Source organism: Leisingera sp. ABM4_101 (assembly GCF_056158725.1).
Genome location: NZ_JBSWTV010000002.1, coordinates 2,192,919 through 2,218,996, shown reverse-complemented (window position 1 = coordinate 2,218,996; position 26,078 = coordinate 2,192,919). Strand labels below are relative to the sequence as shown.

24 protein-coding genes and 1 pseudogene are annotated in these 26,078 nt (G+C 63.8%); 8 read left to right on the top strand and 17 right to left on the bottom strand.

The annotated features are described in order from the left end of the window. Positions 1 to 16: 16 nt before the first annotated feature. From ACXAEK_RS11890 to ACXAEK_RS11875, 4 genes are all read right to left on the bottom strand, one after another. A complete protein-coding gene (locus ACXAEK_RS11890) occupies positions 17 to 628 on the bottom strand; it encodes an inner membrane-spanning protein YciB (RefSeq protein ID WP_475042159.1) in 612 nt (203 codons plus the stop codon). A gap of 29 nt (positions 629 to 657) precedes the next feature. Then, positions 658 to 1,560, bottom strand: a complete 903-nt coding sequence (locus tag ACXAEK_RS11885; RefSeq protein WP_475042157.1) for a DMT family transporter — start codon at positions 1,558 to 1,560, stop codon at positions 658 to 660. An 84-nt stretch (positions 1,561 to 1,644) separates the two neighbouring features. Then, positions 1,645 to 2,820: a signal recognition particle-docking protein FtsY gene (gene ftsY, locus ACXAEK_RS11880; protein WP_475042155.1), complete on the bottom strand. Its 1,176-nt coding sequence runs from the start codon at positions 2,818 to 2,820 to the stop codon at positions 1,645 to 1,647. Positions 2,821 to 2,897: 77 nt separating this feature from the next. Next, positions 2,898 to 3,536 carry a lysoplasmalogenase gene (locus tag ACXAEK_RS11875; protein WP_475045255.1) on the bottom strand — a complete coding sequence of 213 codons (639 nt, stop codon included), beginning with the start codon at positions 3,534 to 3,536 and terminating at the stop codon, positions 2,898 to 2,900. A gap of 133 nt (positions 3,537 to 3,669) precedes the next feature. On the opposite strand from ACXAEK_RS11875, the gene ACXAEK_RS11870 reads away from it, so the two are divergent. Continuing rightward, positions 3,670 to 4,065, top strand: a complete 396-nt coding sequence (locus ACXAEK_RS11870) for a hypothetical protein (protein WP_475042154.1) — start codon at positions 3,670 to 3,672, stop codon at positions 4,063 to 4,065. A 41-nt stretch (positions 4,066 to 4,106) separates the two neighbouring features. On the opposite strand, the gene xseA is transcribed toward ACXAEK_RS11870, so the two are convergent. Continuing rightward, on the bottom strand, positions 4,107 to 5,606 hold the full coding sequence (gene xseA, locus ACXAEK_RS11865) for an exodeoxyribonuclease VII large subunit (RefSeq protein ID WP_475042152.1): 1,500 nt from the start codon (positions 5,604 to 5,606) through the stop codon (positions 4,107 to 4,109). A gap of 135 nt (positions 5,607 to 5,741) precedes the next feature. Here xseA and purD point away from each other — a divergent pair, with 135 nt between their 5' ends. Then, complete coding sequence (gene purD, locus ACXAEK_RS11860; RefSeq protein ID WP_475042150.1) at positions 5,742 to 7,007, top strand: phosphoribosylamine--glycine ligase; 1,266 nt, start codon at positions 5,742 to 5,744, stop codon at positions 7,005 to 7,007. 1,271 nt (positions 7,008 to 8,278) lie between these two features. Here purD and ACXAEK_RS11855 read toward each other — a convergent pair. From ACXAEK_RS11855 to ACXAEK_RS11845, 3 genes are all read right to left on the bottom strand, one after another. After that, positions 8,279 to 10,045 carry a DUF1217 domain-containing protein gene (locus ACXAEK_RS11855; protein ID WP_475042148.1) on the bottom strand — a complete coding sequence of 589 codons (1,767 nt, stop codon included), beginning with the start codon at positions 10,043 to 10,045 and terminating at the stop codon, positions 8,279 to 8,281. Between the two features lie 207 nt (positions 10,046 to 10,252). Next, positions 10,253 to 11,062 carry an FG-GAP repeat domain-containing protein gene (locus ACXAEK_RS11850; protein ID WP_475042146.1) on the bottom strand — a complete coding sequence of 270 codons (810 nt, stop codon included), beginning with the start codon at positions 11,060 to 11,062 and terminating at the stop codon, positions 10,253 to 10,255. Further along, positions 11,062 to 11,385 (bottom strand): 2Fe-2S iron-sulfur cluster-binding protein, encoded by a 324-nt coding sequence (locus ACXAEK_RS11845; RefSeq protein ID WP_475042145.1) that lies wholly within the window; start codon positions 11,383 to 11,385, stop codon positions 11,062 to 11,064. Before ACXAEK_RS11845 ends, ACXAEK_RS11850 begins: the two co-directional genes overlap by 1 nt. A gap of 165 nt (positions 11,386 to 11,550) precedes the next feature. Here ACXAEK_RS11845 and ACXAEK_RS11840 point away from each other — a divergent pair, with 165 nt between their 5' ends. From ACXAEK_RS11840 to ACXAEK_RS11830, 3 genes are all read left to right on the top strand, one after another. Continuing rightward, complete coding sequence (locus ACXAEK_RS11840) at positions 11,551 to 12,000, top strand: OB-fold nucleic acid binding domain-containing protein (protein WP_475042143.1); 450 nt, start codon at positions 11,551 to 11,553, stop codon at positions 11,998 to 12,000. Positions 12,001 to 12,072: 72 nt separating this feature from the next. Next, complete coding sequence (locus tag ACXAEK_RS11835; protein ID WP_475042141.1) at positions 12,073 to 12,603, top strand: peptidoglycan-binding domain-containing protein; 531 nt, start codon at positions 12,073 to 12,075, stop codon at positions 12,601 to 12,603. Positions 12,604 to 12,691: 88 nt separating this feature from the next. Then, positions 12,692 to 13,360 (top strand): Crp/Fnr family transcriptional regulator, encoded by a 669-nt coding sequence (locus tag ACXAEK_RS11830; protein ID WP_475042139.1) that lies wholly within the window; start codon positions 12,692 to 12,694, stop codon positions 13,358 to 13,360. 350 nt (positions 13,361 to 13,710) lie between these two features. On the opposite strand, the gene ACXAEK_RS11825 is transcribed toward ACXAEK_RS11830, so the two are convergent. Continuing rightward, on the bottom strand, positions 13,711 to 15,198 hold the full coding sequence (locus ACXAEK_RS11825; RefSeq protein WP_475042137.1) for a Do family serine endopeptidase: 1,488 nt from the start codon (positions 15,196 to 15,198) through the stop codon (positions 13,711 to 13,713). 343 nt (positions 15,199 to 15,541) lie between these two features. Here ACXAEK_RS11825 and ACXAEK_RS11820 point away from each other — a divergent pair, with 343 nt between their 5' ends. Next, positions 15,542 to 17,719, top strand: coding sequence for a methyl-accepting chemotaxis protein (locus tag ACXAEK_RS11820; RefSeq protein ID WP_475042136.1), 2,178 nt, complete (start codon positions 15,542 to 15,544; stop codon positions 17,717 to 17,719). Positions 17,720 to 17,826: 107 nt separating this feature from the next. On the opposite strand, the gene ACXAEK_RS11815 is transcribed toward ACXAEK_RS11820, so the two are convergent. The 5 genes from ACXAEK_RS11815 to rpiA all read right to left on the bottom strand — a co-directional run bounded on the left by ACXAEK_RS11815 (position 17,827) and on the right by rpiA (position 22,622). After that, positions 17,827 to 18,021: a DUF2065 family protein gene (locus ACXAEK_RS11815; RefSeq protein ID WP_475042134.1), complete on the bottom strand. Its 195-nt coding sequence runs from the start codon at positions 18,019 to 18,021 to the stop codon at positions 17,827 to 17,829. After that, positions 18,021 to 18,902, bottom strand: coding sequence for a protease modulator HflC (gene hflC, locus ACXAEK_RS11810; protein ID WP_475042133.1), 882 nt, complete (start codon positions 18,900 to 18,902; stop codon positions 18,021 to 18,023). Before hflC ends, ACXAEK_RS11815 begins: the two co-directional genes overlap by 1 nt. Further along, complete coding sequence (gene hflK, locus ACXAEK_RS11805) at positions 18,902 to 20,050, bottom strand: FtsH protease activity modulator HflK (protein WP_475042131.1); 1,149 nt, start codon at positions 20,048 to 20,050, stop codon at positions 18,902 to 18,904. Before hflK ends, hflC begins: the two co-directional genes overlap by 1 nt. Before the next feature lie 79 nt (positions 20,051 to 20,129). Beyond that, positions 20,130 to 21,485 (bottom strand): glutathione-disulfide reductase, encoded by a 1,356-nt coding sequence (gene gor / locus ACXAEK_RS11800; RefSeq protein WP_475042130.1) that lies wholly within the window; start codon positions 21,483 to 21,485, stop codon positions 20,130 to 20,132. 348 nt (positions 21,486 to 21,833) lie between these two features. After that, positions 21,834 to 22,622 carry a ribose-5-phosphate isomerase RpiA gene (gene rpiA / locus ACXAEK_RS11795; RefSeq protein WP_475042128.1) on the bottom strand — a complete coding sequence of 263 codons (789 nt, stop codon included), beginning with the start codon at positions 22,620 to 22,622 and terminating at the stop codon, positions 21,834 to 21,836. Positions 22,623 to 22,794: 172 nt separating this feature from the next. Between rpiA and ACXAEK_RS11790 the strand changes: the two genes are divergently transcribed. Then, complete coding sequence (locus ACXAEK_RS11790; protein WP_475042127.1) at positions 22,795 to 23,571, top strand: methyltransferase domain-containing protein; 777 nt, start codon at positions 22,795 to 22,797, stop codon at positions 23,569 to 23,571. A 75-nt stretch (positions 23,572 to 23,646) separates the two neighbouring features. On the opposite strand, the pseudogene ACXAEK_RS11785 reads toward ACXAEK_RS11790, so the two are convergent. Both ACXAEK_RS11785 and ACXAEK_RS11780 read right to left on the bottom strand, forming a co-directional pair. Next, positions 23,647 to 24,419: pseudogene (locus ACXAEK_RS11785) on the bottom strand (transposase); the annotation flags it as partial. Next, positions 24,403 to 24,705 carry a TrmO family methyltransferase domain-containing protein gene (locus ACXAEK_RS11780; RefSeq protein ID WP_475042125.1) on the bottom strand — a complete coding sequence of 101 codons (303 nt, stop codon included), beginning with the start codon at positions 24,703 to 24,705 and terminating at the stop codon, positions 24,403 to 24,405. The pseudogene ACXAEK_RS11785 and the gene ACXAEK_RS11780, both read right to left, overlap by 17 nt. A gap of 119 nt (positions 24,706 to 24,824) precedes the next feature. Between ACXAEK_RS11780 and ACXAEK_RS11775 the strand changes: the two genes are divergently transcribed. Next, on the top strand, positions 24,825 to 25,406 hold the full coding sequence (locus tag ACXAEK_RS11775) for a TetR/AcrR family transcriptional regulator (protein ID WP_475042123.1): 582 nt from the start codon (positions 24,825 to 24,827) through the stop codon (positions 25,404 to 25,406). Here the strand turns inward: ACXAEK_RS11775 and ACXAEK_RS11770 are convergent. Next, a complete protein-coding gene (locus ACXAEK_RS11770) occupies positions 25,392 to 26,078 on the bottom strand; it encodes a glutathione S-transferase family protein (RefSeq protein ID WP_475042121.1) in 687 nt (228 codons plus the stop codon). The two genes, ACXAEK_RS11775 and ACXAEK_RS11770, sit on opposite strands and share 15 nt — an antisense overlap.

The window sequence follows — 26,078 nt, the reverse complement described above, 5'->3', positions numbered from 1 at the left end:
CCGCTGCTGCAGCCAGTTATTCTGCCGGGCCGGCCTCTTCCTCGTCGCCGTATTTCTGGAACAGCTGCCCCTGGAACATAAAGAAGGCAAACATCGCTACCGGCAGTCCGAAGGTCTTGAAATAAACCCAGGCCTCGGTGCTCTGGGTGCGCCAGATCAGCTCATTCGCCACCGCGAGGCCAAAGAAGAACGCACACAGCCGCCGCGTGAGGATCATCCAGCCTTCCTGCTTCAGCGGCATCAGCTCCTCCATCACCACCTTCAGCCAGCTTTGGCCCCGCATCAGGCCGATCCCTAGCAATCCGCCAAACAGCACATACAGCATCGTCGGCTTCATCTTGATGAAACGGTCGTCGTTGAACCACACCGACATGCCGCCGAACAGCACCACCAGGATCAGCGTGGCAAACTGCATCCGCGACAGATGCCCGGTCAGCTTCCACAAGGCCAGGGTGGAGGCCACCATCAGCGGGATAAACGCCGCGGTGATGACGATGAAGCCTTTGTACTCGCTGCCGCCGATCAGAAACACCTCATCCTTCAGCTTCAGATAGCCGATGAAGAACAGGACAATCGGGCCCAGCTCCAGCAGCATCTTCAGGGTCGGGTTGATCTTCTTTGCGGCCATGGGGCCTCCTGTCAGTTCTGCACGCGGCTTTAGCCGCCCATTTCCACTATCACGGCGCCCACGGCGATCAAAGCCATCAGCGCAATCCGCCGCGGCCCCACGGTTTCCTTCAGCACCAGCCAGCCGATGAGGGCGGCAAAGACGGTGGAGGTCTCCCGCAGAACCGCCGCCTCGCCCACCTTGTCCAGCCGCGTCGCCAGCATGATGGCGCCAAAGGAGGCAAAGGCCACCAGCCCGCCAAAGAACCCCTTGACCATCAGCGGCCCAGGCGAGGGCGGCTCTGCCATCCTCCGCCAGCGGGCCAGCGCAATGAAGGGGAACACCAGCCCGTCGATCATGAAGAACCAGGCCAGGAAGGTGAAAGGATCTGCCGTCGCCCGGATGCCATAGGCGTCATATGTGGTGTAGCCGGCCACAAACAACCCGGTGATGAAGGCAAACAGCAGCGCAACCCCGAAGGTGTCGCGGTTGGCTTCCAGAAACACAAAATTATAGGCCGCAAGGCCGAATATCCCGGCCAGCAGCACCGCTACCCCAAGCCATTGCAGCGGGGTGAACACTTCGCCGAACAGGAAGAAGGAGCCGATCACCGTGAACAAGGGCCCGGTGCCGCGCACCACCGGGTAGACCACGGTGTAGCTGCCCTTGGTATAGGCCAGCGCCTGGAACAGCTTGTAGAAGACGTGGATAACCCAGGCGATGCCGAAAATCAGCCACATATGCGGCTCCGGCCAGGGCACCACGAACAGCGCAAACGGCACCGCCATCACGCAGTAGGAGAAATCGATCGCCCCGCGCGACAGCCAAGGGTCGTGGCGCCCCTTTTGCAGCGCGCCGAAAACCGCATGCAGAAAGGCGGCCCAGATCGCCAGGAGCAGCGCCGCCTGATGCCCGGCTGCGGTGCCTTCCAGGGAGATCAGCCAATCGCTCAAATCAGGGGCCTTTGCTCAGGCCGGCAGAGCCGGGGGTTTTCCACCCCCGGACCCCCGGAGGATATTTTCAGCCAGAAGAAGAGATCAGGATTTTTCCAGGCCGGTAAGGGCCGCGGCAAATTCCTCCGGATCGAAGGGGGCGAGGTCGTCGATCTGCTCGCCGACGCCGATGGCGTGGATCGGCAGGCCGAATTTGTCGGCCAGCGCCACCAGCACGCCGCCCTTGGCGGTGCCGTCGAGCTTGGTCATCACCAGGCCGGAGACATCCGCCAGCTGCTGGAAGGTGCCCACCTGGCTCAGCGCGTTCTGGCCGGTGGTGGCGTCCAGTACCAGAAGCGTGTTATGCGGTGCGGTCTCGTCCTTCTTGCGGATGACGCGGACGATCTTGGCCAGTTCCTCCATCAGGTCGGCGCGGTTCTGCAAGCGGCCCGCGGTGTCGATCATCAGAAGGTCGGCGCCATCCTCCTGCGCTTTCGTCATCGCATCAAATGCCAGCGAAGCCGGATCGGAGCCTTCGGGCGCGGTCAGCACCGGCACGCCGGCCCGGTCTCCCCAGACCTGCAGCTGTTCGACGGCGGCGGCGCGAAAGGTGTCGCCCGCAGCAATCACCACCTTCTTGCCGGCGCCCTTGAACTGGCTGGCCAGCTTGCCGATGGTGGTGGTCTTGCCAGAGCCGTTGACACCAACGACCAGCACCACCTGCGGACGCTTGGCATAGATCGGCAAGGGCTTCGCCACCGGTTCCATGATGCGCGCCACTTCCTGCGCCAGCAGTTCCTTGATCTCGCGGCTGGAAACCTTCTTGCCCATCCGCCCCTCGGCCAGGTTGGCAGTGACGCGCAGCGCGGTGTCCACCCCCATGTCGGCGGCGATCAGCAGCTCCTCCAGCTGCTCCAGCATGTCGTCATCCAGCGCCCGGCGCGGCTCGGCGGCGGCGGTGCGGCCCATCAGGCGGCCCAGAAGGCCCGGCTTCTTCGCCGGCTCCGGCGCGGGCGCGGGCGCGGGCGCGGGCTCCGCTTCGTGCGCCGGCTCCGGCTCGGCAACAGGCTCCGGCTCAGCAACAGGAGCGGGCTGCGGAACCGGCGCAGGCGCGGGCTGCTCCGGCGTGACCGCCGGGGCCTCTGCCAGGGTCTCAACCTGGGTTTCCGCAGCCTCCGCCGCGGGGCTGTCCGCGCCCTCTTCGACAATCGCATCAAGCCCTTGCTCGAGCTTGGAGGAGGATTTGAACAGCCGCTCCTTGAGCTTTGAGAAAAACGCCATCTTGGTCTCCGCAAAAGGGTCTGCACCCCACCTAATGCGGATTTACCGGGAGTGCAAAGCGCAAGGCGCCGCAGAAATCAGGAAAATGCTGCCAGAAAGCCCGCTTGTGCCCCCCAGTAAAGCGGCCAGACCGCGTAGGGCGTGATCCGGCGCAGCGGGTGATCCTCCGGCAGCACGAAGGTTTCCGCCGCCAGAACCATGTCCGACAGCATGAAGGCGCAGGCTGCGGCAAAGACCCAAGAGCCGGACGGCAGCGTCAGCGCCGCAGCCCCCATGCCGAGGATGATCGGGATATAGGCCAATACCGGCCCTTTCAGCGCCCCGGCCCGCGGCGCCAGGATTTTCGCCATCACCAGCCCCAGAACCAGCAGAACCGCCGCAAAGGCGGCTCCGGGCATCTGCAGCAGCCGCGCCGGATCGCTTGCCTGCTGCGTCAGGAACAACAGCGCATAACCCAAGTGGCCTGCGGCAAATGCACCGACACCCGCCATGAACGCCACTTCCCCGTCGCGCGACAGGAACAGATCGCCCAGCGCGCAAAGACCCAGCGCCGCGGCCAGCAGAAACGGCGCGCCCATCAGCAGCGCGGCCAATGCCAGCAGGGCGACCGATGCCGTTTTCAGCACGCTGCGCAGCAACCCCGGCGGCTGCGCGGCCATCAGCAGATAGATCAGCGCACAAGCTGCCGCACCCGTCCACAGCATCAGTTCCGCCATCATCGCCTGCCTCCCTGTTCTTTTCCGGCACTCTGCCGCCTGCGGCCGCGCCCGGTCAAAGGTGACCCTGCGGGAGGCAGCGCAGAAACACGCAACGCTTGGAGGCCCCGCACGCCTGAGGCACAATGGCCTCATGCGCTTACTGATGATTTTCCTGCTTGCCGCCCTGCCCGCCCCGCTGGCGGCGGGTGAGCCGCTGAGCGCCCGCGAATTCGACCGCTACACTCAGGGCCGCACATTGTTCTACGGGTTTGGCGGATCCATGTACGGGGTCGAACGCTACCTGCCGGGCCGCCGGGTGATCTGGTCTTTCCTGGACGGCAAATGCCAGGAAGGCCGCTGGTACGAGGACGCAGGCCGGATTTGCTTTGTCTACGAGAACCGCGATGACCCGCAGTGCTGGACCTTCGAGCTGACGCCGCACGGGCTTACCGCGCGGTTCGAGGACGACCCCGCCGCCACCGAACTCTATGAGGCCGAGGACATCGGCGAGGACATGCTGTGCTACGGCCCTGACGTTGGCGTCTGAGGCCGGCCGCAGTGCAGTGAGTATTTAAGACCAGAAAGAAGCTAGAACAGCGAGCCCTGGCTGCCGCCGTTCTCTGCCGAAGGCTTCGGCGCGGTCTTGTTTGGCGCCTGACCGGTGCCCCCCTCCAGATCCAGCGTGCCGTCGGCGAATTCAATCTGCAACGGCCCGGCCTTGGCTGCAGCGGCCTTGCTGGTCAGGATTTCATCGCCCGAACGCACCACCGCATAGCCGCGCTCCAGCGTCGCCTTGTAGCTCAGGATCTCCAGCTGGCGCCCGGTGGCGGTCAGAGCCTGGCGCTGGCGGTCGATGCGTGCGGCCTGCGCCGCATCCAGCCGCTGCGCCAGCCGCCCCAGTGCATCTTTTTGCGCCGTTACTTCCCGCTGGATCGGCCGCAGGCTGAGGCGCGAGGTGAGGTTCTGCAGCCGGTCCCGCCGCCCCGCAACCAGCTGCCGCAGGGTGGCCGGGCGCAAGGACGCCGCGGTTTCGCTCAAATGCAGCCGCCGCCGCTGCACGCCGCTGATCAGCGCGCCGGGCAGCCGGTCGGAAATCCGGTCCAGCCGCTGCCGCGGGGTTTCCAAGAGCGTATCGGGCTTGGGCAGAGCCCGGGCCAGATCATTCAGCCGCTGGCGCCTGAGCTGCACCGCTTGGCCCGCAGCCCGGGTCAGCCGCGCACCCTGGTTCTCGCTCCACGCCATCAGCTCCAGCCGCACCGGCACCGCCAGCTCCGCCGCAGCCGTAGGCGTCGGCGCGCGGCGGTCGGAGACGAAATCAATCAGCGTCGTGTCGGTCTCGTGGCCCACCGCAGAGATCAGCGGGATTTGCGAGGCGGCGGCGGCACGGGCCACGATTTCCTCGTTGAAGCCCCACAGATCCTCGATCGAGCCGCCGCCGCGGGCGACAATGATCAGATCGGGCCGCGGCAGCGCGCCGCCCGGCGTCAGCTGGTTGAAACCTTCGATGGCACGGGCCACTTCGGGCGCACAATTCTGCCCCTGCACTGCCACCGGCCAGACCAGCACCTTGCGCGGGAACCGGTCGCGCAGCCGGTGCAGGATGTCCCGGATCACCGCACCAGAGGGCGAGGTCACCACCCCGATGATCTGCGGCAGATAGGGCAGCGGCTTCTTGCGCTCCGGCGCAAACAGACCCTCCGCCTGCAGCTGCTTCTTGCGTTTCTCCAGCAGCGCCATCAGCGCCCCCTGGCCGGCAACAGCCACCTCATCCACGTTCATGTTGTACTTGGATTGGGCCCCAAAGGCGGTCAGCCGGCCGGTGACGACCACTTCCAGGCCTTCCTCGGGCACCACCGACAAGCCGCTGACCTGCCCCTTCCAGGTGGTGCAGGCCAGCACAGAGCGGTCATCCTTGATGTCGTAATAGAGATGCCCCGAGCGCGCCTTGAACACGCGCCCCACCTCGCCCTTCACCCGGATGCGGCCAAAGGTGCCCTCCAGCGTGCGTTTCACTTCGCCGGAAATCTCCGAAACGGTGAATTCCGGGGCGTTCTGCCCGGGCTGCGGATCGTCAAACAGGTCGGACATCGGGGGCTGCTCTCCTGCGGCCTTTGGCCGGTCTTGTTTTGAAGTCGCGCGCAGCATAGAACGCGCGGCAAGCAAGGCAAGCCCCGGGTGACACCCCGCGGGCCACAGGGCTCAGGCAGATCGGAGAATGCGCCAATGAACATCCTTATCCTCGGCAGCGGCGGGCGTGAACATGCACTGGCCTGGGCAGTGATGCAGAACCCCAAATGCGATCGTCTGATCGTGGCGCCGGGCAACGCAGGCATCGCCCAGATTGCCGATTGCGCGTCCTTTGACATCGAGGACGGCGGCGCGGTGGTGAGTTTCGCCGAGGAAAACGCCATCGACTTCGTGATCATCGGCCCCGAGGCGCCGCTGGCCGCAGGCGTCGCCGACCGGCTGCGCGAGGCAGGATTGCTGGTGTTCGGCCCCTCCGAAGCGGCGGCAAAGCTGGAAGCCTCCAAGAGCTTCACCAAGGAAATCTGCGACGCGGCAAATGCCCCCACCGCAGGCTACGGCCATTTCACCGATGCTGAGGCCGCCAAGGCGCATGTCCGCCAGCACGGCGTGCCCACCGTGGTCAAGGCGGACGGCCTGGCGGCTGGCAAAGGCGTGATCATCGCAATGACTGAGGACGAGGCCATGGCGGCCATCGACGATATGTTCGGCGGCGTCTTCGGCGGCGCCGGCGCCGAGGTGGTGATCGAGGAATTCATGGAAGGCGAGGAAGCCTCCCTGTTTGTGCTGGTCGACGGCGAGGACGTGCTGGCGATCGGCTCCGCCCAGGACCACAAGCGCGTCGGCGAAGGCGATACCGGCCTCAACACCGGCGGCATGGGCGCCTACTCCCCCGCGCCGGTCTTGTCGGCAGAGATCGAGGCCCGCGCGATGGATGAGATCGTGAAGCCCACAATGCGGGTGATGGCAGAGCGCGGCATGCCCTATCAGGGCGTTTTGTACGCGGGCCTGATGATCAAGGACGGCCAGCCGCGGCTGGTGGAATACAACGTCCGTTTCGGCGACCCGGAGTGCCAGGTGCTGATGATGCGCCTGGGCGCCCAGGCGCTGGACCTGATGCACGCCGCCGCCGAGGGCCGTCTGGCCGAGGCGCAGGTGAATTGGGCGGATGACCATGCGATCACCGTGGTGATGGCGGCAGAGGGCTATCCCGGCTCTTACGAGAAATTCTCCGAGATCAACGGCCTGGACGCGCTGCCCGAGGACAGCAGCAACATGGTGTTCCACGCAGGCACCAAAGCGCAGGACGGCAAGGTGCTGGCGGTTGGCGGCCGGGTGCTGAACGTGACCGCCCGCGGTGACACCTTGCAGGATGCCCGCGACCGCGCCTATGCGATGGTGGACGGTGTCGACTGGCCGCAAGGCTTTTTCCGCCGCGACATCGGCTGGCGCGCGCTGAAGTAATACCGGTGCAGCAGGCCCTCCCGCCTGCTCCGGGCCAATCGCAGATTGCCCCTCGCAGTTGGGCGTGGCCGGGCGCAGCCGCGCCCGGCGGCAGCGCTTGGACCACCCCGGGTTGCAAATGTGCAGCAACCGCTGCACCGCCCTCCCAGCCGAAGTGAAAGCACCGGCCGGAGGCGTCCTTTCGGGAAGTTGAACAGGCAGGTCCTGCCGGGCAGCAGGCCCTACCTCCGTGCCCTGACGTGACGGGACCGCAACGGGAACACCCCGGCGCCCCTGCCGCGGCAGGGCAAGCAGGCTTCCAAATGCGCAGCTTTGCCTGCAAATTCGCATGGTTGAGATGTGCTCCACCGTCCTCCGCGCAATTTAACCGCCGGCCATGGCTATGGCACCGGAGCTATTCAGCTCCGGCCGGGCGAACCCGGCGGTCTGCTTCCCGCTTGCAGCCAACAGGTTTCAACCGCCGCAATCGCACTGCCTGCCCCCAGCTAAGCCGGCTGCGGATACCGCTGCCGTTCAGCTGCTCCAAGGCTGCAGGCGGAACCGGCGAAAGGTTCGCACCAGGGCTGGAACGGAGCGGCAGAATTCACAGCGCAAAGGCCGGTTTCGGCCCCCCCGGCGCGCAAGGGTTCTGCTGCAAGTTCCCATAGAGAAGCCAGGTGCGGATCAGCCTCAGCCATTCATTTAGCAAAGACACGAGGACAATTCTGAGCCATTTGCATCTCGGCATTGGTATTCCGCCCCCGCCGCCGTCCTTGGCGGAGCCCCGTACGGGGCGGTGTATGCGTCTGAGCCTTGTGGCATTGACCACGCCTCCTAGCGCACCAGCAACGCTCTCTGCATCGTCCCGGGCAGCTGAATGCAGCCGCCCAGGACCGCCGGTCAGAAGGCAGAAAAACCGCACATAGCCAGCATTATTGCCGCCGCCCGCAAGCTGCCAGCACTCGCTTAAGCCCTCTGCAATTCCCGCCGGAATTGGGCCGCCCAGACCGGCTGAACAAGACAGTTGCTTTGGTCAGGACCCATTAACCCTGCACCGCTGGTTCGTCCGGTTTTGTGCCTGACCAGGCACGCCCCCGCAGGAATAGCGGTTCTATTCCAAGGGCCTGTAACGCAGTTCAGGGGCAAAATCAGTCAAATCCTGCGAACGCGTGAACCGCTGCAATGCAGCGTCCTTGGCCGCTTGGAATTGACCGCGCCAGCCCCGGCGCGCTCAAAACCCCTGTTTTATTGCGGTTCGCGCGCCAGCAGTACAGGATGAGTGCGTCCGGCCCCTAGAACAGCGACAGGATTGGATCACTGACTCCACCGCTGGCCCCGGTTCCGTTCAGATCGGCCAGCAGCAGGAACCTGTTTCGGAATTCATCCAGCTTGCCGGGCTCCAGAAAATCCGCGGGCTGGCTGGTTCCAAAGGCCGCAAAGGCACGCTCCTTCATTTCGTCTACTTGCCGGTCAATATCCAGCTGGCCAAAGCTCGAAGGGAGACCCAGTGCAGTTTCAAATACCGACTTCAAAGGCGGCGACCCGATAATGTTGTACCAATGGGCATCCTCGCTGCCGCCTTCATCGGCGACGTCCTGCAGCTCCCGCTCAAGAGCAAGAGCCAAGCGCATGTTCTGATCCGTCTGACCGATTTCGATTTCAAACTGGCGCGTGGTGTAAAGCTCTGCAATTTCCTCGGCAAAACCTTCCGGATACTCCCGCTCGCTCACGCCCTGATTGAAACCGAATGCATGGGCCATAGACCGCAAGTTATCCTCGTAATGAAGATTTGCATAGGAGATGTCAGAGGAGAGATCGGATTCAAACGCACGGATCACCACGTCGAAATCGAGCCTGCGGTGATTCAGATTGAACACATCCAGTGTTGCTTCGAACAGGCTGATATCAAACACCACCTGGCGCGGGTCGGCAAATGACCCCAGCTTGTCCGTGATCTCGTCGGACAGCACCTGTATTTTGCCCGGCTGCTCGGGCCAGCCATTCTGGAAGGCGTCCGCAAAATCGTAGTAGGCCAAGTTTGCCGGCTGGTTCACAAAGGAGTTCGGATCGGACAGGTCTGACTCCAGAACCTGCCGAAGGAAATCTTCCCCGCGGTTGCTGACGTTGAACTGATCCAGAGCTTCCTCCAGCAGCGCCGGCCGCTCCAGCAGCTGATCCGGGCTGGTGAACTCATTGATATCCGGCCAGCCAAATCCGAAGGCCCGGGACATCGCCAGGTATTTTTTGTCGTCCAGCTGGTTCACATAAGAACTGGGATCCGTCGGATCGGACTCCAGAACCCGCTTCAGAAAAACCGGGTTTGTGCTGTCCACACCAAAGGTATCCAGCGCCGCCTGCAGCAGATCTGCGTCTGCCAGCAGGTCATCAGCCGTAGCCGGGCCGCCATCATGCTGATTGAATTCCAGAACCAGAGCCTGAATGCTGTTTTCATACTCTGGCGGCTGGTTAAAGCTGAACTGGCTGGCAAAATCGATCAGCTCAGTTTTGCCCAGCTTGTTCGCAAAAGATTCCGGGTCAGTCAGGTCCGATTCCAGCACCCGCATCAGAAAGAACTCATTGCCCTCGTATTTGCTCAGCCCGAAATCGCTAAGGGCCTGCCGCAGCAGCGTTGGGTTTGACAGCAGGTCTTCAGGCGAATTCACGCCTGCATAGGGATTTTCGGCCCGCCTGCTGGGCATCTGGGGGCCATTCGGGCTGTTGAACCCGAAGGTTTCGGCCAGCGCCATGTATCTGCTGTCATTCAGGCGGTTCACAAAGGACGCCGAGTCGCTCAGATCGGATTCCAGAACCTTCTTAATGAAGGCGCGGTTGTTGATGTCCTCATCCAGGCCAAATGCGCCCAGCGTCACTGTCAGCAGGCTGAAATCATCCAGCAGTTCATCGGCGGATTGCACCTGGGTGATCTTCTGGGTGAAATTCTGGATATTCCGGTCAAGCACCGGGGATTTCTCGTAAATCTCCTGCTGCTGCTCGCGGGTCCGCTGCAGGAAATTCCACCCGGCAATCCCGGTGCCGAACACATATGGTGTGAAACTCACGCGCAAAACTCCTTGAATACCGGCCCGGACGGCCTGCGCCCGGCTCTGCTCATCAGCATCAAGGTAAACCTGAAATGCTAAGCAAAGCTAAAGCGCCCCTGCCCCAAGGATCATTATTAAGGCAATGATTTTAGGTAAATTTCAAAGGCCCTGCAGCCACTCAGGGGGGGCAGGGCTCCCGCCTGCTCCCAACCGCGGCACGCCTGCTCAACGGCAGGCCAGTACCGCCGCCAGGCCCGTTGCCGGATCAAAGGCGCCCATATCCCGGGTGGTGATTTGATCACCCTGCAGCCGCGCCGCCATAATCCGGCGCCAATCGCCGCTCACCATCACCAGTTCCGCCCCCTCACCGCAGCTGCGGATGCCGGAGGTGATGAAATCCTCGCCGATGCGGTGATTGGTCAGCCCGGATTTTCTGGCCACTTCGTGCAGCGCGCCATCCCGGAACCGCCAGATCCGCAAAGTCTTGGCCAAATGCGGCCGGTCGACATAGGCGATCTCGGCATATCCGTCGCCATCCAAATCCGCGGCGCCGATGGGCGCCAGCCAGCGGTTGCGGGTGCCGATATGCGGGGTTTCGGCAATCTTTGCGCCGCCCGCATCATAGACGGCCAGCTGCGCGCCCAGTGCCATGTCGGTCTCGACCGCCAGCACCTCCGGCCTGCCATCGCCATCCACATCCGCCAGCCGCGGCGCAATGTCCTCGAACACATGATCCAGCGGCAGCCGGATCAGAATCCCGGATGTCTGGCAGACAGCCTTGGCGGGCAGACAACCGTCAGAGCCGGTCTTCTCCACCGTCAGCTCCAGCGCGCCGTATTCCACATCATCACCCAGCACCGCATGGCCATAGCGGCTGGTGGGCTCACCGTAGCGCGCCGAGACGATCCTGCTCTCGGCTGCCAGCGCAGAAGGACCGGCCAGGGCCAGCCCCAAACACAGCGCCCGCCAAACGCGGCGGGCGGAACCGGGCCGGGCGCGCAACGGATGACGCCGCGCCGCCGGCCCCGCAGTCATCAGATCTGCTTCTCGGGCATATGCACCACCAGGCCGTCCAGCGAGTCGCTCACCTTGATCTGGCAGGTCAGGCGCGAGCGGGCCGGATCGGGCTCATAGGCGAAATCCAGCATGTCCTCTTCCATATCATCCTTCGCGGGCAGCTTCTCGACCCAGTCCGGCGCGATATAGACATGGCAGGTCGAGCAGGCGCAGGCGCCGCCGCAATCGGCTTCGATGCCCGGAATGTTGTTGTCGCGCGCGCCTTCCATCACGGTCAGCCCGTTGGCCACATCCACCACGTGCTCGGTGCCGTTGTGCTCGATATAAGTGATCTTTGCCATTGTCAGCTCTCTTCCCTTTTCCGGTACTTGGGCGACTGTGTAGCCAAGCCCCTGCGCAGGCGCTACCCCCAATTGCGACGCCGCCCTGCCGCTGCTGGACTTTCCCGTGACATGTTCTATATTTGTTCACTCTCAAATATTCTCAACCGCAGGGCCGTTTTCCTCATGCCAGCCCCCGCCACCGCCATCCCCGCAGCCGCCGCAGCCGCTTTGCGGACCGGCCAGCAAACCAGCCTGTCCCCCTGGCCGCGCCCGCCCCACTGCCTGCCTGCCGCCCGGCTGCAGGAGCCGCCTCAGGACGCCCGCATCACCGTCGCGGGCCTGGTGATCCTGCGCCAGCGCCCGGGCACCGCCAAAGGCGTGATCTTCGTCACGCTTGAGGATGAGACCGGCATCGTCAACGTGATCGTCTGGCGCAAGATCTACGAGACCTTCCGCCGCGCGGTGATCTCCGGGCGGCTGCTGCGCGTCACCGGCCGGCTGCAGCGGGCGCATTCCGTGACCCATGTGATCGCCGAAACGGTGGAGGATATTTCGCCGATGCTCGACCTCCTGCTGGCGGAACAGGGCCGCCGGGACGATCCGGCCTTTGCGCCAGGCCCGGAACTCGGCTAGGCTGCTCCAAAAGCACCAGCGCCCGGCCCCGTCAGGGGAACAGACAAGGGCGCCGGCAAGAGGCACCCGGGCATGATGCCATCAAACCTGATCCCCAGCCGGCGCCTGGCGCCCGCCCTGCTGCTGGCAGCCCTGATTGCGCTGCCCGCCTGCGTTGCGCCGCCGCCCGGCAGCAGCGCCGCCGCCGCAGGCCGCTATGCCCCGCCTGGCGCGCCGCCCGATACCTGCTGGAGCAAACAGACCTCGCCCGCGGTGATCGAAACCGTCACCAGCCAGGTGCTGGACCGGCCGGCGGAAACCGACGGCAGCGGCCGCATCACCCGCCCTGCGGTGTTCCGCACCGAAACCCGCCAGCAGATCGTGCAGCCGCGGCAGGAACGCTGGTTCGAAATCCCCTGCCCCGCCATGATGACCCCGGACTTCATCCGCACCATCCAGCGCGCCCTGGCTGCCCGCGGCCTCTACCGCGGCCCGGTCCACGGGCAAATGGATGCCGCCACCCGCAAGGCAGTGCAACGCTACCAGGCCCCCTTGGGGCTGGACAGCGGAACGCTGTCGCTCACCTCCGCCCGCAAGCTGGGCCTGGTGGCCGTGACTGGCTGAACCATCCGGTTCAGTTGCATGGTTCCCCGGTGCCCCGGCCTCTGCTAAGGTCCGCCGGACCGGGCCCGAAACACAAAGAGACTTGGCCATGCTGACAACCCGCCTGCCCGACACCGGCTTTCTCTCCGGCGCCTCCGGCCCGCTGCGCCGGATGCTGGAAAGCCAGGCAACGGAAGTGCGCCTGCGCCAGGGCGAAGTGCTGTTCGAACAGGGCGATGCGGGCGATGCGCTCTATGCCATTGCCGAGGGCGCGCTGGAGTTTTCAGTGCTCTCCGCTTCCGGGCGCAAGCTGTCGCTCGACATGATGCGCCCCGGCGCGGTCTTCGGCGAGATCACCCTGTTTGACCCCGGCGAGCGCACCGCCACCGCCATCGCCGCCGAACCCAGCCGGGTGCTGCGCCTGCGCAGCGGCGACGTGCTGGAGCAGATCCGCCGCCACCCCGACCTTGCTGCCGACCTGCTGCGGCTGGCCGGCCAGCGGATGCGCTGGATGAACACCCAGCTGAATGAGCAGGTCTTCCTGCCGATGCCGGTGCGCCTGGCCCGCAAGCTCCTGTATCTCGCTCCCGAAGGCCGCGACGGCCGCATCGCCCTGTCCCAGGCAGAGCTGGCGGAGTTTGTCGGCGCCACCCGCGAAGCGGTCTCCAAGACGCTGTCCGCCTGGAAACGCAGCGGGCTGGTCGGCATCAGCCGCGGCGGCGTGCAGATCCTCGACCGGGGCGAACTGGCGGTGCTGGCGGAACCGGATTCAATCTAATCCCGGCAGCAGAAAATTCTGCAGCGAAATCCGTGCTCTGTAATCCCGGTCACAGAACTGGCGCCTGCACTGCGCCATAACACCTGCATAGACAGCCATTATCCGTTCCATCCCAATGGCTGCCTGTCCAACAAGAGCCATGTGCCCGCCAGCACATGGCTCTTCCCCTTTTGCGTACCGGCTATCCCGCAGGGCAGCGGAATCCTACGAGAATTCCGGCCCGGGAAACGGTAAAAAGTTTTCGGAAACTTTTGCCAAGGCTTTTCCAAAAGTCTTGTGCCGCAAAACGGAAAAAGGCCGGGCACCCGCCCGGCCTTCGCCATGATTTCAGGCTCTCTCTGCGCGCCGGATCACTCGGACAGGTTCAGCGCCACAAAGCGCGGCTCGCCGCCGCGGCGCACCAGCAGGAGCAGCGACTTGCGGCCCGCTTCCCGGGCCTCCTCCACACGCGCTTCCAGCTCACCGATAGAGGCCACTTTCTGCTGACCCGCCTCGGTGATCACATCACCCGCCCGCAGGCCCTTTTCCCAGGCCTCGGAGGTCTCATCCACCGACAGGATCGCCAGCCCGTCGATGCTGCTGTCCAGGTTCAGCTCACCGCGCATCTGCTCGGTCAGCACCCCAACCGACAGGCCCAGCAGCTCCTTCTCGGACACATCCGGCGAGCCGCCATTGCTGTCCGGGCCAGAGGCCACGCGCTCGGCATCCTCGCGGCGGCCCAGGGTCACCCGCAGGGTTTCCGTCTTGCCCTCGCGGTAAACCACCAGCCGCACGGTCTTGCCGACTTCCGCGTTGCCGACCTGGCGCACCAGGCCGCGGGTGTCCTTCACGTCCACGCCGTCGAAGCTGACGATCACATCGCCGGCCAGCACCCCGCCCGCCTTGGCAGGCCCCTCCGGCACATCGGTGACCAGCGCGCCGCGCGCTTTCTCCAGGCCGATCGCCTCAGCCAGGTCGCTGTCCACATCCTGGATCTTCACACCCAGCCAGCCGCGCCGCGTCTCACCGAATTCCTTCAGCTGCTCGACCACCTTGACCACCACGTTGGAGGCCATCGAGAACCCGATACCAATGGAGCCGCCATTGGGCGACAGGATTGCGGTGTTCACGCCAACCACGTCGCCATCCATGTTGAACAGCGGCCCGCCCGAGTTGCCCCGGTTGATCGCCGCATCGGTCTGGATGTAGTCGTCATACGACCCCGACAGTTCGCGGTTGCGCGCCGAAACGATACCAGCCGAGACCGAAAACCCCTGCCCCAGCGGGTTGCCCATGGCCACCACCCAGTCGCCGACGCGGGCGGTGTCGCTGTCGCCGAACTTGACGAATTTCAGCGGCGCCGGCGCCTCGACCTTCAGCAATGCGATATCGGTGTTGGGATCGGTGCCGATCACCTTGGCCGGCAGCAGCTCCTTGGGCTGGCCGTCGCCGGGGAAGAACTCGATCTCGATCTCATCGGCGCCTTCGATCACATGGTTGTTGGTGACGATATAGCCATCCTCGGAAATCACAAAACCCGAGCCCAGCGCCGACGACCGGCGCGGCCGGTTGCCATTGCCATTGCGGTCCTGGAACTCGCGGAAAAAATCCTCAAACGGCGAGCCTTCAGGCACAATGCCCTGGGGGCCGGTGCGCCCCTCGACCACCGTGGTGGTGGTGATATTGACCACCGACGGGCTGACCGTCTCGGCCAGCGGCGCCAGGCTCTCAGGCCGGGCCTGGGCGGTCGCCGCCTGCATCAGCAGGACCGCCATGCTCAGCACCGCAAGCCAGATCCAGCGCAGTGCCGCGCCGCTGCCGCTTGCCCGGCGGGAAATTGCAATTGCCTGTGGCTGCACGGGTCTACTCCTTGTCACTTCTAATTCTTCTCCTCTGCCCGCCTTTGCGCCAATACCGCAGGGCCCGGGCGGAGTCTTATGCCTCCAATGTAGGAACTTCCGCCGGGCGCGCAACCGATGTTGCAGGCATTCAATACAGCGTGACCGGCAGCAGGCCGCCTTCAGGCGCGCAAACCGCCCCGCAGAGCCTGCCCGGACGTCCTGCAACAGGTACCGCAGGCAGATCCGGCCGGGTCCGGACTGCTGCCCGTTTCTTATCCGCTTTCTGCAGATGCACCCTTTCTTAGGACCCTTCTGGTAGGCAGCAGCCATCTGTATTCGTTAATTGCCCGGTGACCTGAAGATGCTGAAAACCTCCATCAAGACAGCGATTCTCACGATTGTCCTCCTCGCCGCGGCGGCCATGGCCGCTCAGTTCGGCATTGCCCGCTACTCCGATACCGTCAAAAGCGGCAAACAGGCGGAACTGGACAGGATCAGCTCCCTTGCCGCGACCCTCGACAGCCTGGAAATCGCCTTTCTCTCCGCCCGGCGGGCTGAAAAAGACTTCCTGCTGCGCCGCAATGAGAAAAGCGCCGAACGCCATGCGCAGGTGATGGGGCGTCTGCGTTCTGACATTGAAACAGCCCGCAGCCTGGGGGCCGCCATTCCCGGCATCGCGGAACAGGCAACCGGTTTCACCGCCCTGACAACAGCGGTTGACGCTTATGGCACCGCCTTCCTGCAGCTGGCGGACAGCCACCGCCGCCTGGGCCTGGACGAAAAAACCGGCCTGCAAGGCAGCCTTCGCGCCGCGGTGCATGAGGTCGAAACCAGGCTGAAGGAGATCAACCGCCCGGAAATGCAGGTGAAGATGCTGATGATGCGGCGCCACGAAAAGGACTTCCTGCTGCGCGGCGCGCCCAAGTATCTTGATCGCCTGAACGCCCGCGTGGCGGAGTTTCTTGAGTTTCCCGCCAGCTCTTATGCCAATCAGGCCCAGCAGTCTGAGATCCAGGCCCTGCTGGCGGCCTATCAGGGCGCGTTTCAGGAATTCGTCGCCGAATCCCTGGCCGAAAAGCAGCTGCGCAAGGAATTGTCCGCCCGCTTCGCCGAAGCGGAGCCAATCCTGGCAGAGCTGCGCAGCAGCGCCCGCGGGTTGCAGGACGGCATCCGCGCCGAAGCGGTTCAGGCAGAGCAGACCGCCCGGCAAACCGCCCTTGCCGCAGGTCTTGGCGGGCTGGTTCTGTTCATCCTGGTCGCCCTCCGGCTCGGCCTCGGCATTTCCCGCCCGCTGGCCCGCGCCAACGGCGTTTTGCAGGGGATGATGGCGGGCGATTACAGCAACGATCTGCCGCGCTCCCGCATCACAGAGGTTGCCTCGATCTCCAGCGCGCTGGAGGTGTTCCGCAAGGATCTGCAGCAGCGGGACCGGCTGATGGCCGACATTGCAGAGGTGATCACGGCCTGCGGCGCCGGCGATTTTTCCAAACGCATCGGCACCGGCGGCAGCGACGGCGGCTTTGCCGGCCTTGCCCGCGGCGTGAACCAGATCGGCGAGGCTGCGGAACACGGTGTCGGCGATGTCATGAAGGCGCTCAGCGCCCTGTCGCAAGGCAACCTGACCCACCGCATGCCAAACGGCCACCAGGGGGTGTTCAAGGAAATTTCCGATACCATCGACACTCTGAACGCAAACCTCACCGGCATTGTCCGCCAGCTGACCAGCAGCAGCGGCGCCGTTCTCAGCACCTCGGATGAAATCGCCGGCGCCGCCGAAGACGCCTCGCGCCGGGGCGAGCATTCCGCCGCCTCGCTGGAAGAGACGGCCGCGTCGCTCGACACCCTGAACGCAGCAGTTCTCAGCACTGCCGAAAATGCCAAACAGGCCGACGACCATGTGAGCGATGCGCAAAACCAGGCGCGGGCGGCCCATGAGCTGGCCAGCGAATTGATCGACGCGATCCGCCGGGTTGCAGACTCTTCGCAGGCAATTGCCAAGATCACTGACCTGATTGAAGACATCGCCTTCCAGACCAACCTCCTGGCCCTCAATGCCGGGGTTGAGGCCGCCCGCGCAGGCGAGGCCGGGCGCGGCTTTGCCGTGGTCGCCTCGGAGGTGCGCAACCTCGCCCAGCGTTCGGCCGGCGCCGCCGGGGAAATCAACGAGCTGATCAAGAACAGCGGCCGCGAGGTCGACACCGGGGTCGGCCTGGTGGAACAGACCGGCGAGGCGCTGGCGGTCATTCAGCAGGTGGTCGACCAGATCGTCGGCAAAGTGCGCGAGATTTCAGAGGCCGCCACCGATCAGGCCGGCAGCCTCACCGAAGTGAACGCTGCGGTGACCGCGCTGGACCGCAACGCCCAGCAAAACGCCGCCATGCTGGAAGAAACGGCAGCCGCAGGCCAGCTGCTGCGCCGCGAGGCCGGCAATCTGGTCAATGCAGTCGGCGGCTTCACCATCGAAGAGACCGGCGGCTGGCAGGAAGACAGCTGGCAGGCGCAGGACAGCGGCAAACCCGGGCTGGCCTCCGCCGCCTGAAGGCGGCCCAGGGTTATCCCCTGCCCTGGCATCGCAAAACCGAAAACAGCGCGGGCTGCTGCCAGCCCGCGCTGTTTCTTGTTTCAAGGACAGGCGGGACGGGCCCGTCAGACCCCCAGCCGGAACGCCAGCCAGACCAGCATCAGCCCCAGTGCCAGCGCCGCCAGCCCGGCATTGCGGCGCTGCTCCTCGCTCAGAGTGCGCAGCATCTCCAGCAGCCGCTCCACAAGCGAAGGGGCCAGTGCGTACACCAGCCCCTCTGCAATCAGCACCAGCCCAAGAGCCAGGAGGATAAACCCCATTACCGCGTCGCCGTCTTGCCGCCCGAGGACTTCAGGTAGTTGAAGAACTCATTGTCCGGCGACAGCACCAGCGAGGAGTTTCCGGCCAAGAGCGAATTCGCATAGGCGTTCAGCGAGCGGTAGAATTCAAAGAACTCCGGATCCGCGCCATAGGCCGTAGCAAAGATCCCGTTGCGCTCTGCGTCCGCTTCACCGCGGATCACCTCCGCCTCGCGTTCCGCCTCGGAAACCAGCTCCACCTCGGTCCGGTCGGCCTGCGCGCGCACACGCTGCGCCGCCTCTTCACCGCGGGCGATCTCATCCGCCGCTTCCCGCTCACGCTCAGCCCGCATCCGGGCAAAGGTGGCTTCCAGGTTGGCCTGCGGCAGGTCGGTGCGCTTCAGCCGCACGTCGATCACCTCCAGGCCCAGCTGGCGGGCCTGGGCGATCGCCCCATTGCGGATCCGCAGCATCAGCGCGAAACGGTCCGACGACAGGATATCGTTGGAGCTGACGGAACCCAGCACCTCGCGGGTCTGCGCCCGCATGATCTTGTCCAGACGCAGCTCGGCACCGCCGATGCCGCCGCCGCCAACCGCCTGGCGGAAGGTTTCCACATCAGCAATCCGGTAGCGCGAGAACGCATCCACGATCAGGCGGCGGTCATCCAGCGGCGTGACCTCCAGCGGGCCCACTTCCAGGCTCAGGATACGGTCGTCATAGCGCACCACATTGTCGATAACCGGCAGCTTGAACGCCAGGCCCGGGGTCTCCTTGACGTCAACCACCCGGCCAAAGCGCAGCACCAGCGCCTTTTCACGCTCATCCACGATGAAGATCGAGGACAGCACCGCGATGGCCGCAACCACCAGAACAGGCAGAAGAAGAGTAGATTTACGCATCAGTTGCCCCCCTGCGGCTTGCGCAGCTCATTCAGCGGCAGATAGGGCACGACACCCTGGCCTTCACCGCCTGCGTTCTCATCCAGGATGATCTTGTCGACCCGGCCCAGAACCTCTTCCATGGTTTCCAGGTACAGGCGCTTGCGGGTCACTTCCGGCGCTTTCTGGTATTCCTCCAGAACCGCGGTAAAGCGGCTCGCCTCACCCTGGGCCTCGTTCACGACCTGGGCGCGGTAGGCCTCCGCCTCTTCCAGCGTCTGCGCGGCCTGGCCGCGGGCGCCTGCCAGCTTGCGGTTGGCATAGGCGTCAGCCTGTTTTTCCAGCCGGTCGCGTTCCTGGCCTGCGGACTGCACTTCGCGGAAGGCGTCCTTCACCGGCTCCGGCGGGTCGGCACCGTCAAAGTTCACCCGGATGATGTTCACGCCGCTGTCATAGCTGTCCAGCGTCGACTGGATCAGCTCTTCCAGGCGGGCGGTGATGGCGCCGCGGTCGCGGTTCAGGATCGGTGCCAGCTCGGACTGGGCGATGATCTCGCGCATCGCCAATTCCGACACCGCGTTGATGGTCGAGCGCGGGTCGCGCAGGTTGAACAGGAACCGCGCCGGATCGGAGATGTTCCAGACCACCTGGAAATCCACGTCGATGATGTTCTCATCCCCGGTCAGCATCAGCCCGGCATCCGAACCGCGCGCACCGGAGCCGATGTTCTCGGTCTGCTCCACCCGCACCGGGATCACCTCCTTGGTGACCAGCGGCCAGGGCGCAAAGTTCAGGCCCGGCTGCCCGGTCGAGGAGTATTCGCCCAGGAACAGCTCAACTGACTGTTCTTCCGGCTTGACGGTGTACACGCTGGCCATACCCCACAGCACCGCGCCGGCAATCACTGCCAGCCCCAGGGTGCCCTTGGTGAACAGCGGCGCACCGCCGCCCGGGCCGCCGCGTCCGCCGCGGCCGCCGCCAGAGCCGCCGCGCCCGCCCATCAGCACGCGCAGCTGCTCCTGGCCTTTCTTCACCAGTTCATCAATCTCGGGGATCTGGGGATCCTCCGGCTTGCGGCCGCCGCCGCCTCCGCCGTTGTTGCCCCGGTTGCCTCCTCCGCCGCCGGAAGAGCCGCCGCCCCCCCAGGGGCCACCGCTATTGCCCGCCATTTGTCTCCTATCCGTTTGCTGCCGCCCATGATGCATGACAATGGGCGGCATGAGTTCTGGTTCTTGCCGGAACGCCCGATCAGGTCGAACGCACCGGAGTCTTCAGGGTTACCAACTCTTCCGACATTGTCGGATGCACTGCAACAGTCCGGTCGAAATCTTCTTTGGTTGCACCCATTTTTACGGCAATACCGGCCAGCTGGATCATCTCGCCCGCACCAGGTGCGACGATATGGCAGCCCAGCACCTTGCGGGTTGCCTTGCTGACCACCAGCTTCATCAGCACTTTCTGCGCCCGGCCCGCAAAGGCCTGCTGCATCGGCTTGAAGGAGGTGGAGTAGACCTCGACCGGCTCCTGCGCCGCCGCCTCTTCTTCGCTAAGGCCCACGGTGCCCATTTCGGGCTGGGTGAAGATCGCAGTCGGGATCAGGTCATGGTCGGGGCTGGTGGGGTTGCCTTTGAACACGGTCTCGACAAAGGCCATGCCCTCGCGGATCGCCACCGGCGTCAGGTTCACCCGGTCGGTCACATCGCCCACCGCAAAGACCGAAGGAACGGCCGTCTGGCTGTAGGCATCGACCACGATGGCGCCGCCCTTGCCGCGCTCGATCCCGATCTCTTCCAGCCCCAGGTTATCCGCATTCGGCGCCCGGCCCGTGGCATACATCACCTTGTCGAACAGATGGGTATTGCCATGGGTGTCTGTCACCCGGATCTTGCTGCCCTCCTGGCGCATTTCGGTGACATTGGTGTTCACCCGCAGGTCCACGCCAGCCTCCACCATGCCTTCCGCCACCACGCCGCGGGCCTCCTCGTCAAAGCCGCGCAGGATCTGCGGGCCGCGGTAGAATTGGGTGGTCTTCACCCCTAGCCCGTTCATGATGCCCGCAAATTCCGAGGCGATATAGCCGCCGCCGACAATCAGGATCGATTCCGGCAGTTCGTCCAGGTGGAAAATCTCGTTCGAGGTGATCGCCAGCTCCGAGCCGGGGAACTCCGGCACTGTCGGCCAGCCGCCGGTGGCAATCAGGATATGCTTGGCGGTCTTGCGGGTGCCGTCGGCCAGTTCCACCGTGTGGGCATCGGCCAGCCTGGCGCGCTGGTCAAAGCTTTCAACGTCGTTGTTCTTCAGAATGTTGCGGTAAATGCCTTCCAGCCGGTCCAGCTCTGCGTGCAGCTTGCCCTTGAAGGCGTCCCAGCTGAAGGCACCGGGCTGGATGTCCCAGCCATAGGCCTGGGCGTCTTCAACCATGCCCGAATATTCGGAGGCAAAAACCATCAGCTTCTTCGGCACGCAGCCGCGGATCACGCAGGTGCCGCCATAGCGGTCTTCCTCGGCCAGCGCCACCTTGACGCCCTCTTGCGCCGCAACGCGTGCTGCGCGCACCCCGCCGGAGCCGCCGCCGATGACAAACAGATCGTAATCAAAGCTCATGTAGTTCCGCCCTTTGCATTTCTTGATCAAGTGTATCCCATAACGGACCACCAAACGCCATATGCCCAAGTGGGCGTTCCCGCGCCGCATTCAACCTTTTGCATTGAATTTGCACTGGGTTGTGAGGCGGAAACCCGGCATTTCGCCCGGCCAGGCCCGCCGCCGGCGGCGGAAACGGAATTCGGCGCGAATTCCGTCCCGAAATCCTGCGAGGATTTCGGGACAGGCTTCAACAGCCACCCGCCAGCCCCCGGTTCCCGCGCCGGAAACCGGGCCGAATTCCTCGCAGGAATTCGGCTGCCCGCGCTTTCCTCCCACACAGCCCCGCGCGCAGAGCTAGGCGGAATTTCAGTCCATCAGATCGGTGAACAGGTTGTCGCTCTCGACAAAATCCAGCTTGTCCTTCTCGACGGTGCCCTCGTTGATATCGCGCACCTCGACCCGGCCGTCGCCGTAGCCGATCACCACGGTGTCGCAGATGTCGATAAACAACCCGTTCTCAATCACCCCGGGGATCTGGTTCAGGACCAGCGCCAGCTGCCGCGCGTTGCCGATCCGCTTCAAATGCAGGTCCAGGATGTAATTCCCCTCGTCGGTCACAAAGGGCGCATCGCCATTCATCCGCAGCGTGGTGCTGCGGCCCATCACATCCATCGACACCAGGGTTTCTTCCAGCAGTGCCTGGCTGCTTTGCCAGCCGAACGGCAGCACCTCCACCGGCAGCGGGAAGGCACCCAGCGTCTCGACCGATTTGCTGGCATCCGCAATCACCACCATCTGGTCCGAGGCAGTGGCGACGATCTTTTCCTGCAGATGGGCGCCGCCGCCGCCCTTGATCAGATTGAGGTCCGGGTCGAACTCATCGGCGCCGTCGATGGTCATGTCCAGCCATTTGGCCTCATCCAGCGGCACCACATGGACACCCACATCCCGCGCCAGCGCGGCGGTGCGGCTGGAGGTCGGCACCGCGGTGATCCGCAGCCCCTCCTCGCGCACCCGCTCACCCAGGCAGCGCACCAGCCAGGCGGCGGTGGAACCGGTCCCCAGCCCCACCCGCATGCCGTCCTCGACCATCTCCGCCGCCCGTTTGGCCGCGACGAATTTCGCCTTGTCGATGGGGGAAAGCTCGCCGGTCATCCAATGTCTCCAAGAATTCGCATCTCTGCGCGGTTATAGGCGGTTTTCCGCCTCCGTGCGAGGGGGGATTTTTGCCGCCCCGCGCTGCCCCGCGCTGCCCCGCGGCTGGAAACCGGGCCATTCCGGGCTACTGATCAGCCTGTCAGAGGGGGTCAGAGGGGGGAGGAAGACCATGCTGCAATTCGACGAGGACACCACCCGCGTTCTGGAAGACGCCTATCAGGGCGCCGACATTTCCCGGCGGCGGCGGGCCAATTTCGACGCGTTGGCCCCTCAGCCTGGCGACCGCATTCTGGACCTGGGCTGCGGCAACGGGCTGTTGACGCTGGAGCTTGCCCGCACCGTCGGCCCCGCGGGCCATGTGACCGGGCTGGACGCCAGCCCCGACATGCTGGCCGCCGCCCGCCAGCGGCTGGACGGGCGCGCCAACACCACCCTGACTGAAAGTGATGCCGCCAGCCTGCCGTTTGAGCCAGACAGCTTCGACAAGGCCGTGTCGGTGCAAGTGTTCGAATATATCACCAGCCGCCGCCCGGTGCTGCGCGCCCTGCACCAGGTACTGAAACCCGGCGGCCGCCTGGTGATCGGCGACATCCACTTCGACACTTTCGCCTGGCACAGCGACAACGCCGCCCGGATGCAGCGGTTCCTGGATATCTGGGACAACCATCTGGCTGAACGTTGCGTGCCCGCCCGTCTGCCAGAAGAACTGCGCGACTGCGGTTTTGCGGTTGAAACCATGCACCCCGTGACCATTTGCGACACCAGCCTGCGCCCGGACGGCTTGGCCGCCATGATGATCCGCCTGATCCGCGCCTTTGCCGTTCAGACAGAGGCCACCGACGCCGACGACGCCGCCGCCTGGGCGCAGGAGCAGGAGGAACTGGCAGCCGAGGGCCGTTTCTTCTTTTCCCTCACCCATTTCGTCTGCACCGCCCGGCGGATCTGAGCCTTTTCTGTGAAAAAACAACGTGTTGCCGACGCAGAAAGTGTGGTTCTGAACACGGCGCGAGCGCCTTTCCGATCAGGCTTTGCGTGTTTGCTGCGGTGCGGGAAAAATCTTGGCCAGTTTGCGGAGGTTCTGGGCGGCGGCGGGAGGAATTCGCCGTTTGCGCCGCATGGGCCTCGCAATCGAAGACGGCCCAGGCCGGAAATGCGTTTGAGGTGGGCGCAGAGCATCTCGAGCTTCTTTCACAGCTTCGTCGAGATGCCGTATTGGCGGGTCTTTGCCCCTCTCGTGCATGTAAACATGCACTGCCGGGCAGTGGATACCGCAGGCAACCTGGCGGGCGCCTTCATGTTCCTCGCGGGTGATCGGCCGGAAGTCCATGTTCGGGCAGCAGAACTGCTTTGAGGGGCAGGCCTGGCAGATCTTCTTGAGACTGCGGTATTTGGCGCCCCCCTTGCCAGCCGGTCCCCGGTTCGGGCCGGAGTAGTTCCGGCGAAACTGCTTCAGAGCGTGGCTTTCGGGGCAGATGTACCGGTTGCTCTCGGCGTCCCATTCAAAATCAGTGCGGGTCCAGGCGCCATCCCTGCGGCCAGCCTTGCCGATAACAGGGAAATGCAGGGCCTTTACGCCGCAGTCCATTGACTGGCCGGATCGGAATGCGATGTGAACTTGGGCTGAACAGGTGCTGCTGCACCAAAGGCCGCCTCGTCCAGCACCTCAAGGTATTCCTTCACGGCACGAGGCGCATCGTCCGGATCAATGGTGCTGTGATCCCAATCTTCCTTGGGTGCGGAGTTTTGCTTGCTGGCATCGGCCTCGATCAGGCTGGCATCAACAGCCATACATTGAGGCCGCTAGTGGGTTTGGCCGATGCGTTGAACAAAGGGCCAATGTGCCAACCTCTCTTCCGTCAGCACGCGGTCCGCGCGCTTGCGTGACCAGAATTCTGTCAACACCCTCAAACCAATACAGCAAAAGAACCGATTGGCCCACTCGCAGACCGTTCAGGCCGGGTGCAAACGCTTCGTCCAAGATGACCTCACATTCAGGCCCATCCGCAAGGGTATTGTTCGGACAATCTTCAAGTCGCTTGTGTGGCGTTTTGATACAGCCGATCTGGTTGAGTTCAGCCATTAGCCCCGCCTCCATAATCATGCTCTTGAGTTTGATTTTCTTGCGCTTGAGCTGAAGTCAGTTTTTTTCATACTAATGAGGATGAAAATTTGGAGGCTGGCTCTAGCACTATGGGCAGAATGGAAGAAAAAAGAGAAGCGAAGCGCCTCTCAATCTTGAACGCAGCGCGGGAAGAATTTCTCTCAGCAGGCTACGAAGCCGCAAACATGGACAGGATTGCGTCACTCGCGGCCGTTACGAAACAAACTGTCTATCGCTATTTCCCGTCCAAGATCGAGCTGTTCGAAGCTACTGTCAGGTTTGTGGGGCAATCAAGCAATGCTGACTTCGCGCGTCACTTGACAGATCCTGACACCCGGGCAGCGTTGGTGGGCTTCGCCCAGGGATTTATCCGCTGGCACATTGCAGATGAGCCCTTGCGCATTTTCAGATTGCTGGTCGCCGAAAGCGCCAAGTCGCCTGAGATCGTAGAGAGCTTTTTTGCCGTGGCGCCGGATGAGACGAGTGCGGCTTTGTCACAATTTCTGAAGGAACGGCTATCCGTTGCCGATCCAGATGAGGCTGTGCTTCTTTTTACGTCGATGCTCTTCGCGTTCCGGGATGACGTTCTCTTCGGAAGAGGCCGACCGGACGAACAAGAAATCGTCCGGCTCGCTGAGGCCGCAACACGGGTGCTGCTGGCCGATCTAAAAAACGGCTGATGCAGCCGCCGAGCTTGAATGCAGGCGGGCTGCAATAGCATGGCTGCTCAGGATCTTTTCTGCCAATCTTGTGTCAAAGCTCTCTACGACAGAGGTTCGCACCGATGGTCTGTCAAGGATATTCATTGACCACCTTGCGACATTCGGCAAAGCGTCAAGAATACCCGCAGCGAACTGGCCATCAAGCAAGGCGATGGACCTGAACACAGGTGCAAAGGCCCCATCAATCAAGCAAAAATCTGCGCCATTGAAAAATGTGTTCTCGCCAATCGCTTCATCAAGGGCACGAAGCTTCGTTCTCAGCTTCATTCTCTCAGCGTGGAATATATCCTGGCTGTCCGTGGTTTTCAGCTCGTAGATATGATCCAGCAGACCATAGCTGCGGCTGATCCACATACGGTTTTGCGCTTTCAGGAAGGCATCTCGGGGATGCAGATCGCCGCTGGTTGCCTCATTGACGAATTCATTTATGGCAGCGGATTCAAAGAGAACCTTGCCATCCGCCAACAGAAACGGCGTCATGCCCTTTGGCGAGACCTGGCGCACCCAGTCCGGCATTTCGCCGGGCTCGATGTAGGTCACGGTGAATGCGGCCCCCTTTTCCTTCAAGGTAATAATCGCGGGCTGGATGAAAGGGCAAAAGTCATAACCCACGACTTCAAATTTAATCAT

Coding starts and splice junctions, on each gene's coding strand:
- ACXAEK_RS11890 (WP_475042159.1), bottom strand. CDS start 628: ATGGCCGCAAAGAAGATCAACCCGACCCTGAAGATGCTGCTGGAGCTG.
- ftsY (WP_475042155.1), bottom strand. CDS start 2,820: ATGGCGTTTTTCTCAAAGCTCAAGGAGCGGCTGTTCAAATCCTCCTCC.
- ACXAEK_RS11875 (WP_475045255.1), bottom strand. CDS start 3,536: ATGGCGGAACTGATGCTGTGGACGGGTGCGGCAGCTTGTGCGCTGATC.
- ACXAEK_RS11870 (WP_475042154.1), top strand. CDS start 3,670: ATGCGCTTACTGATGATTTTCCTGCTTGCCGCCCTGCCCGCCCCGCTG.
- xseA (WP_475042152.1), bottom strand. CDS start 5,606: ATGTCCGACCTGTTTGACGATCCGCAGCCCGGGCAGAACGCCCCGGAA.
- purD (WP_475042150.1), top strand. CDS start 5,742: ATGAACATCCTTATCCTCGGCAGCGGCGGGCGTGAACATGCACTGGCC.
- ACXAEK_RS11850 (WP_475042146.1), bottom strand. CDS start 11,062: ATGACTGCGGGGCCGGCGGCGCGGCGTCATCCGTTGCGCGCCCGGCCC.
- ACXAEK_RS11845 (WP_475042145.1), bottom strand. CDS start 11,385: ATGGCAAAGATCACTTATATCGAGCACAACGGCACCGAGCACGTGGTG.
- ACXAEK_RS11840 (WP_475042143.1), top strand. CDS start 11,551: ATGCCAGCCCCCGCCACCGCCATCCCCGCAGCCGCCGCAGCCGCTTTG.
- ACXAEK_RS11835 (WP_475042141.1), top strand. CDS start 12,073: ATGATGCCATCAAACCTGATCCCCAGCCGGCGCCTGGCGCCCGCCCTG.
- ACXAEK_RS11830 (WP_475042139.1), top strand. CDS start 12,692: ATGCTGACAACCCGCCTGCCCGACACCGGCTTTCTCTCCGGCGCCTCC.
- ACXAEK_RS11820 (WP_475042136.1), top strand. CDS start 15,542: ATGCTGAAAACCTCCATCAAGACAGCGATTCTCACGATTGTCCTCCTC.
- ACXAEK_RS11815 (WP_475042134.1), bottom strand. CDS start 18,021: ATGGGGTTTATCCTCCTGGCTCTTGGGCTGGTGCTGATTGCAGAGGGG.
- hflC (WP_475042133.1), bottom strand. CDS start 18,902: ATGCGTAAATCTACTCTTCTTCTGCCTGTTCTGGTGGTTGCGGCCATC.
- hflK (WP_475042131.1), bottom strand. CDS start 20,050: ATGGCGGGCAATAGCGGTGGCCCCTGGGGGGGCGGCGGCTCTTCCGGC.
- gor (WP_475042130.1), bottom strand. CDS start 21,485: ATGAGCTTTGATTACGATCTGTTTGTCATCGGCGGCGGCTCCGGCGGG.
- rpiA (WP_475042128.1), bottom strand. CDS start 22,622: ATGACCGGCGAGCTTTCCCCCATCGACAAGGCGAAATTCGTCGCGGCC.
- ACXAEK_RS11790 (WP_475042127.1), top strand. CDS start 22,795: ATGCTGCAATTCGACGAGGACACCACCCGCGTTCTGGAAGACGCCTAT.
- ACXAEK_RS11780 (WP_475042125.1), bottom strand. CDS start 24,705: ATGGCTGAACTCAACCAGATCGGCTGTATCAAAACGCCACACAAGCGA.
- ACXAEK_RS11775 (WP_475042123.1), top strand. CDS start 24,825: ATGGAAGAAAAAAGAGAAGCGAAGCGCCTCTCAATCTTGAACGCAGCG.
- ACXAEK_RS11770 (WP_475042121.1), bottom strand. CDS start 26,078: ATGATTAAATTTGAAGTCGTGGGTTATGACTTTTGCCCTTTCATCCAG.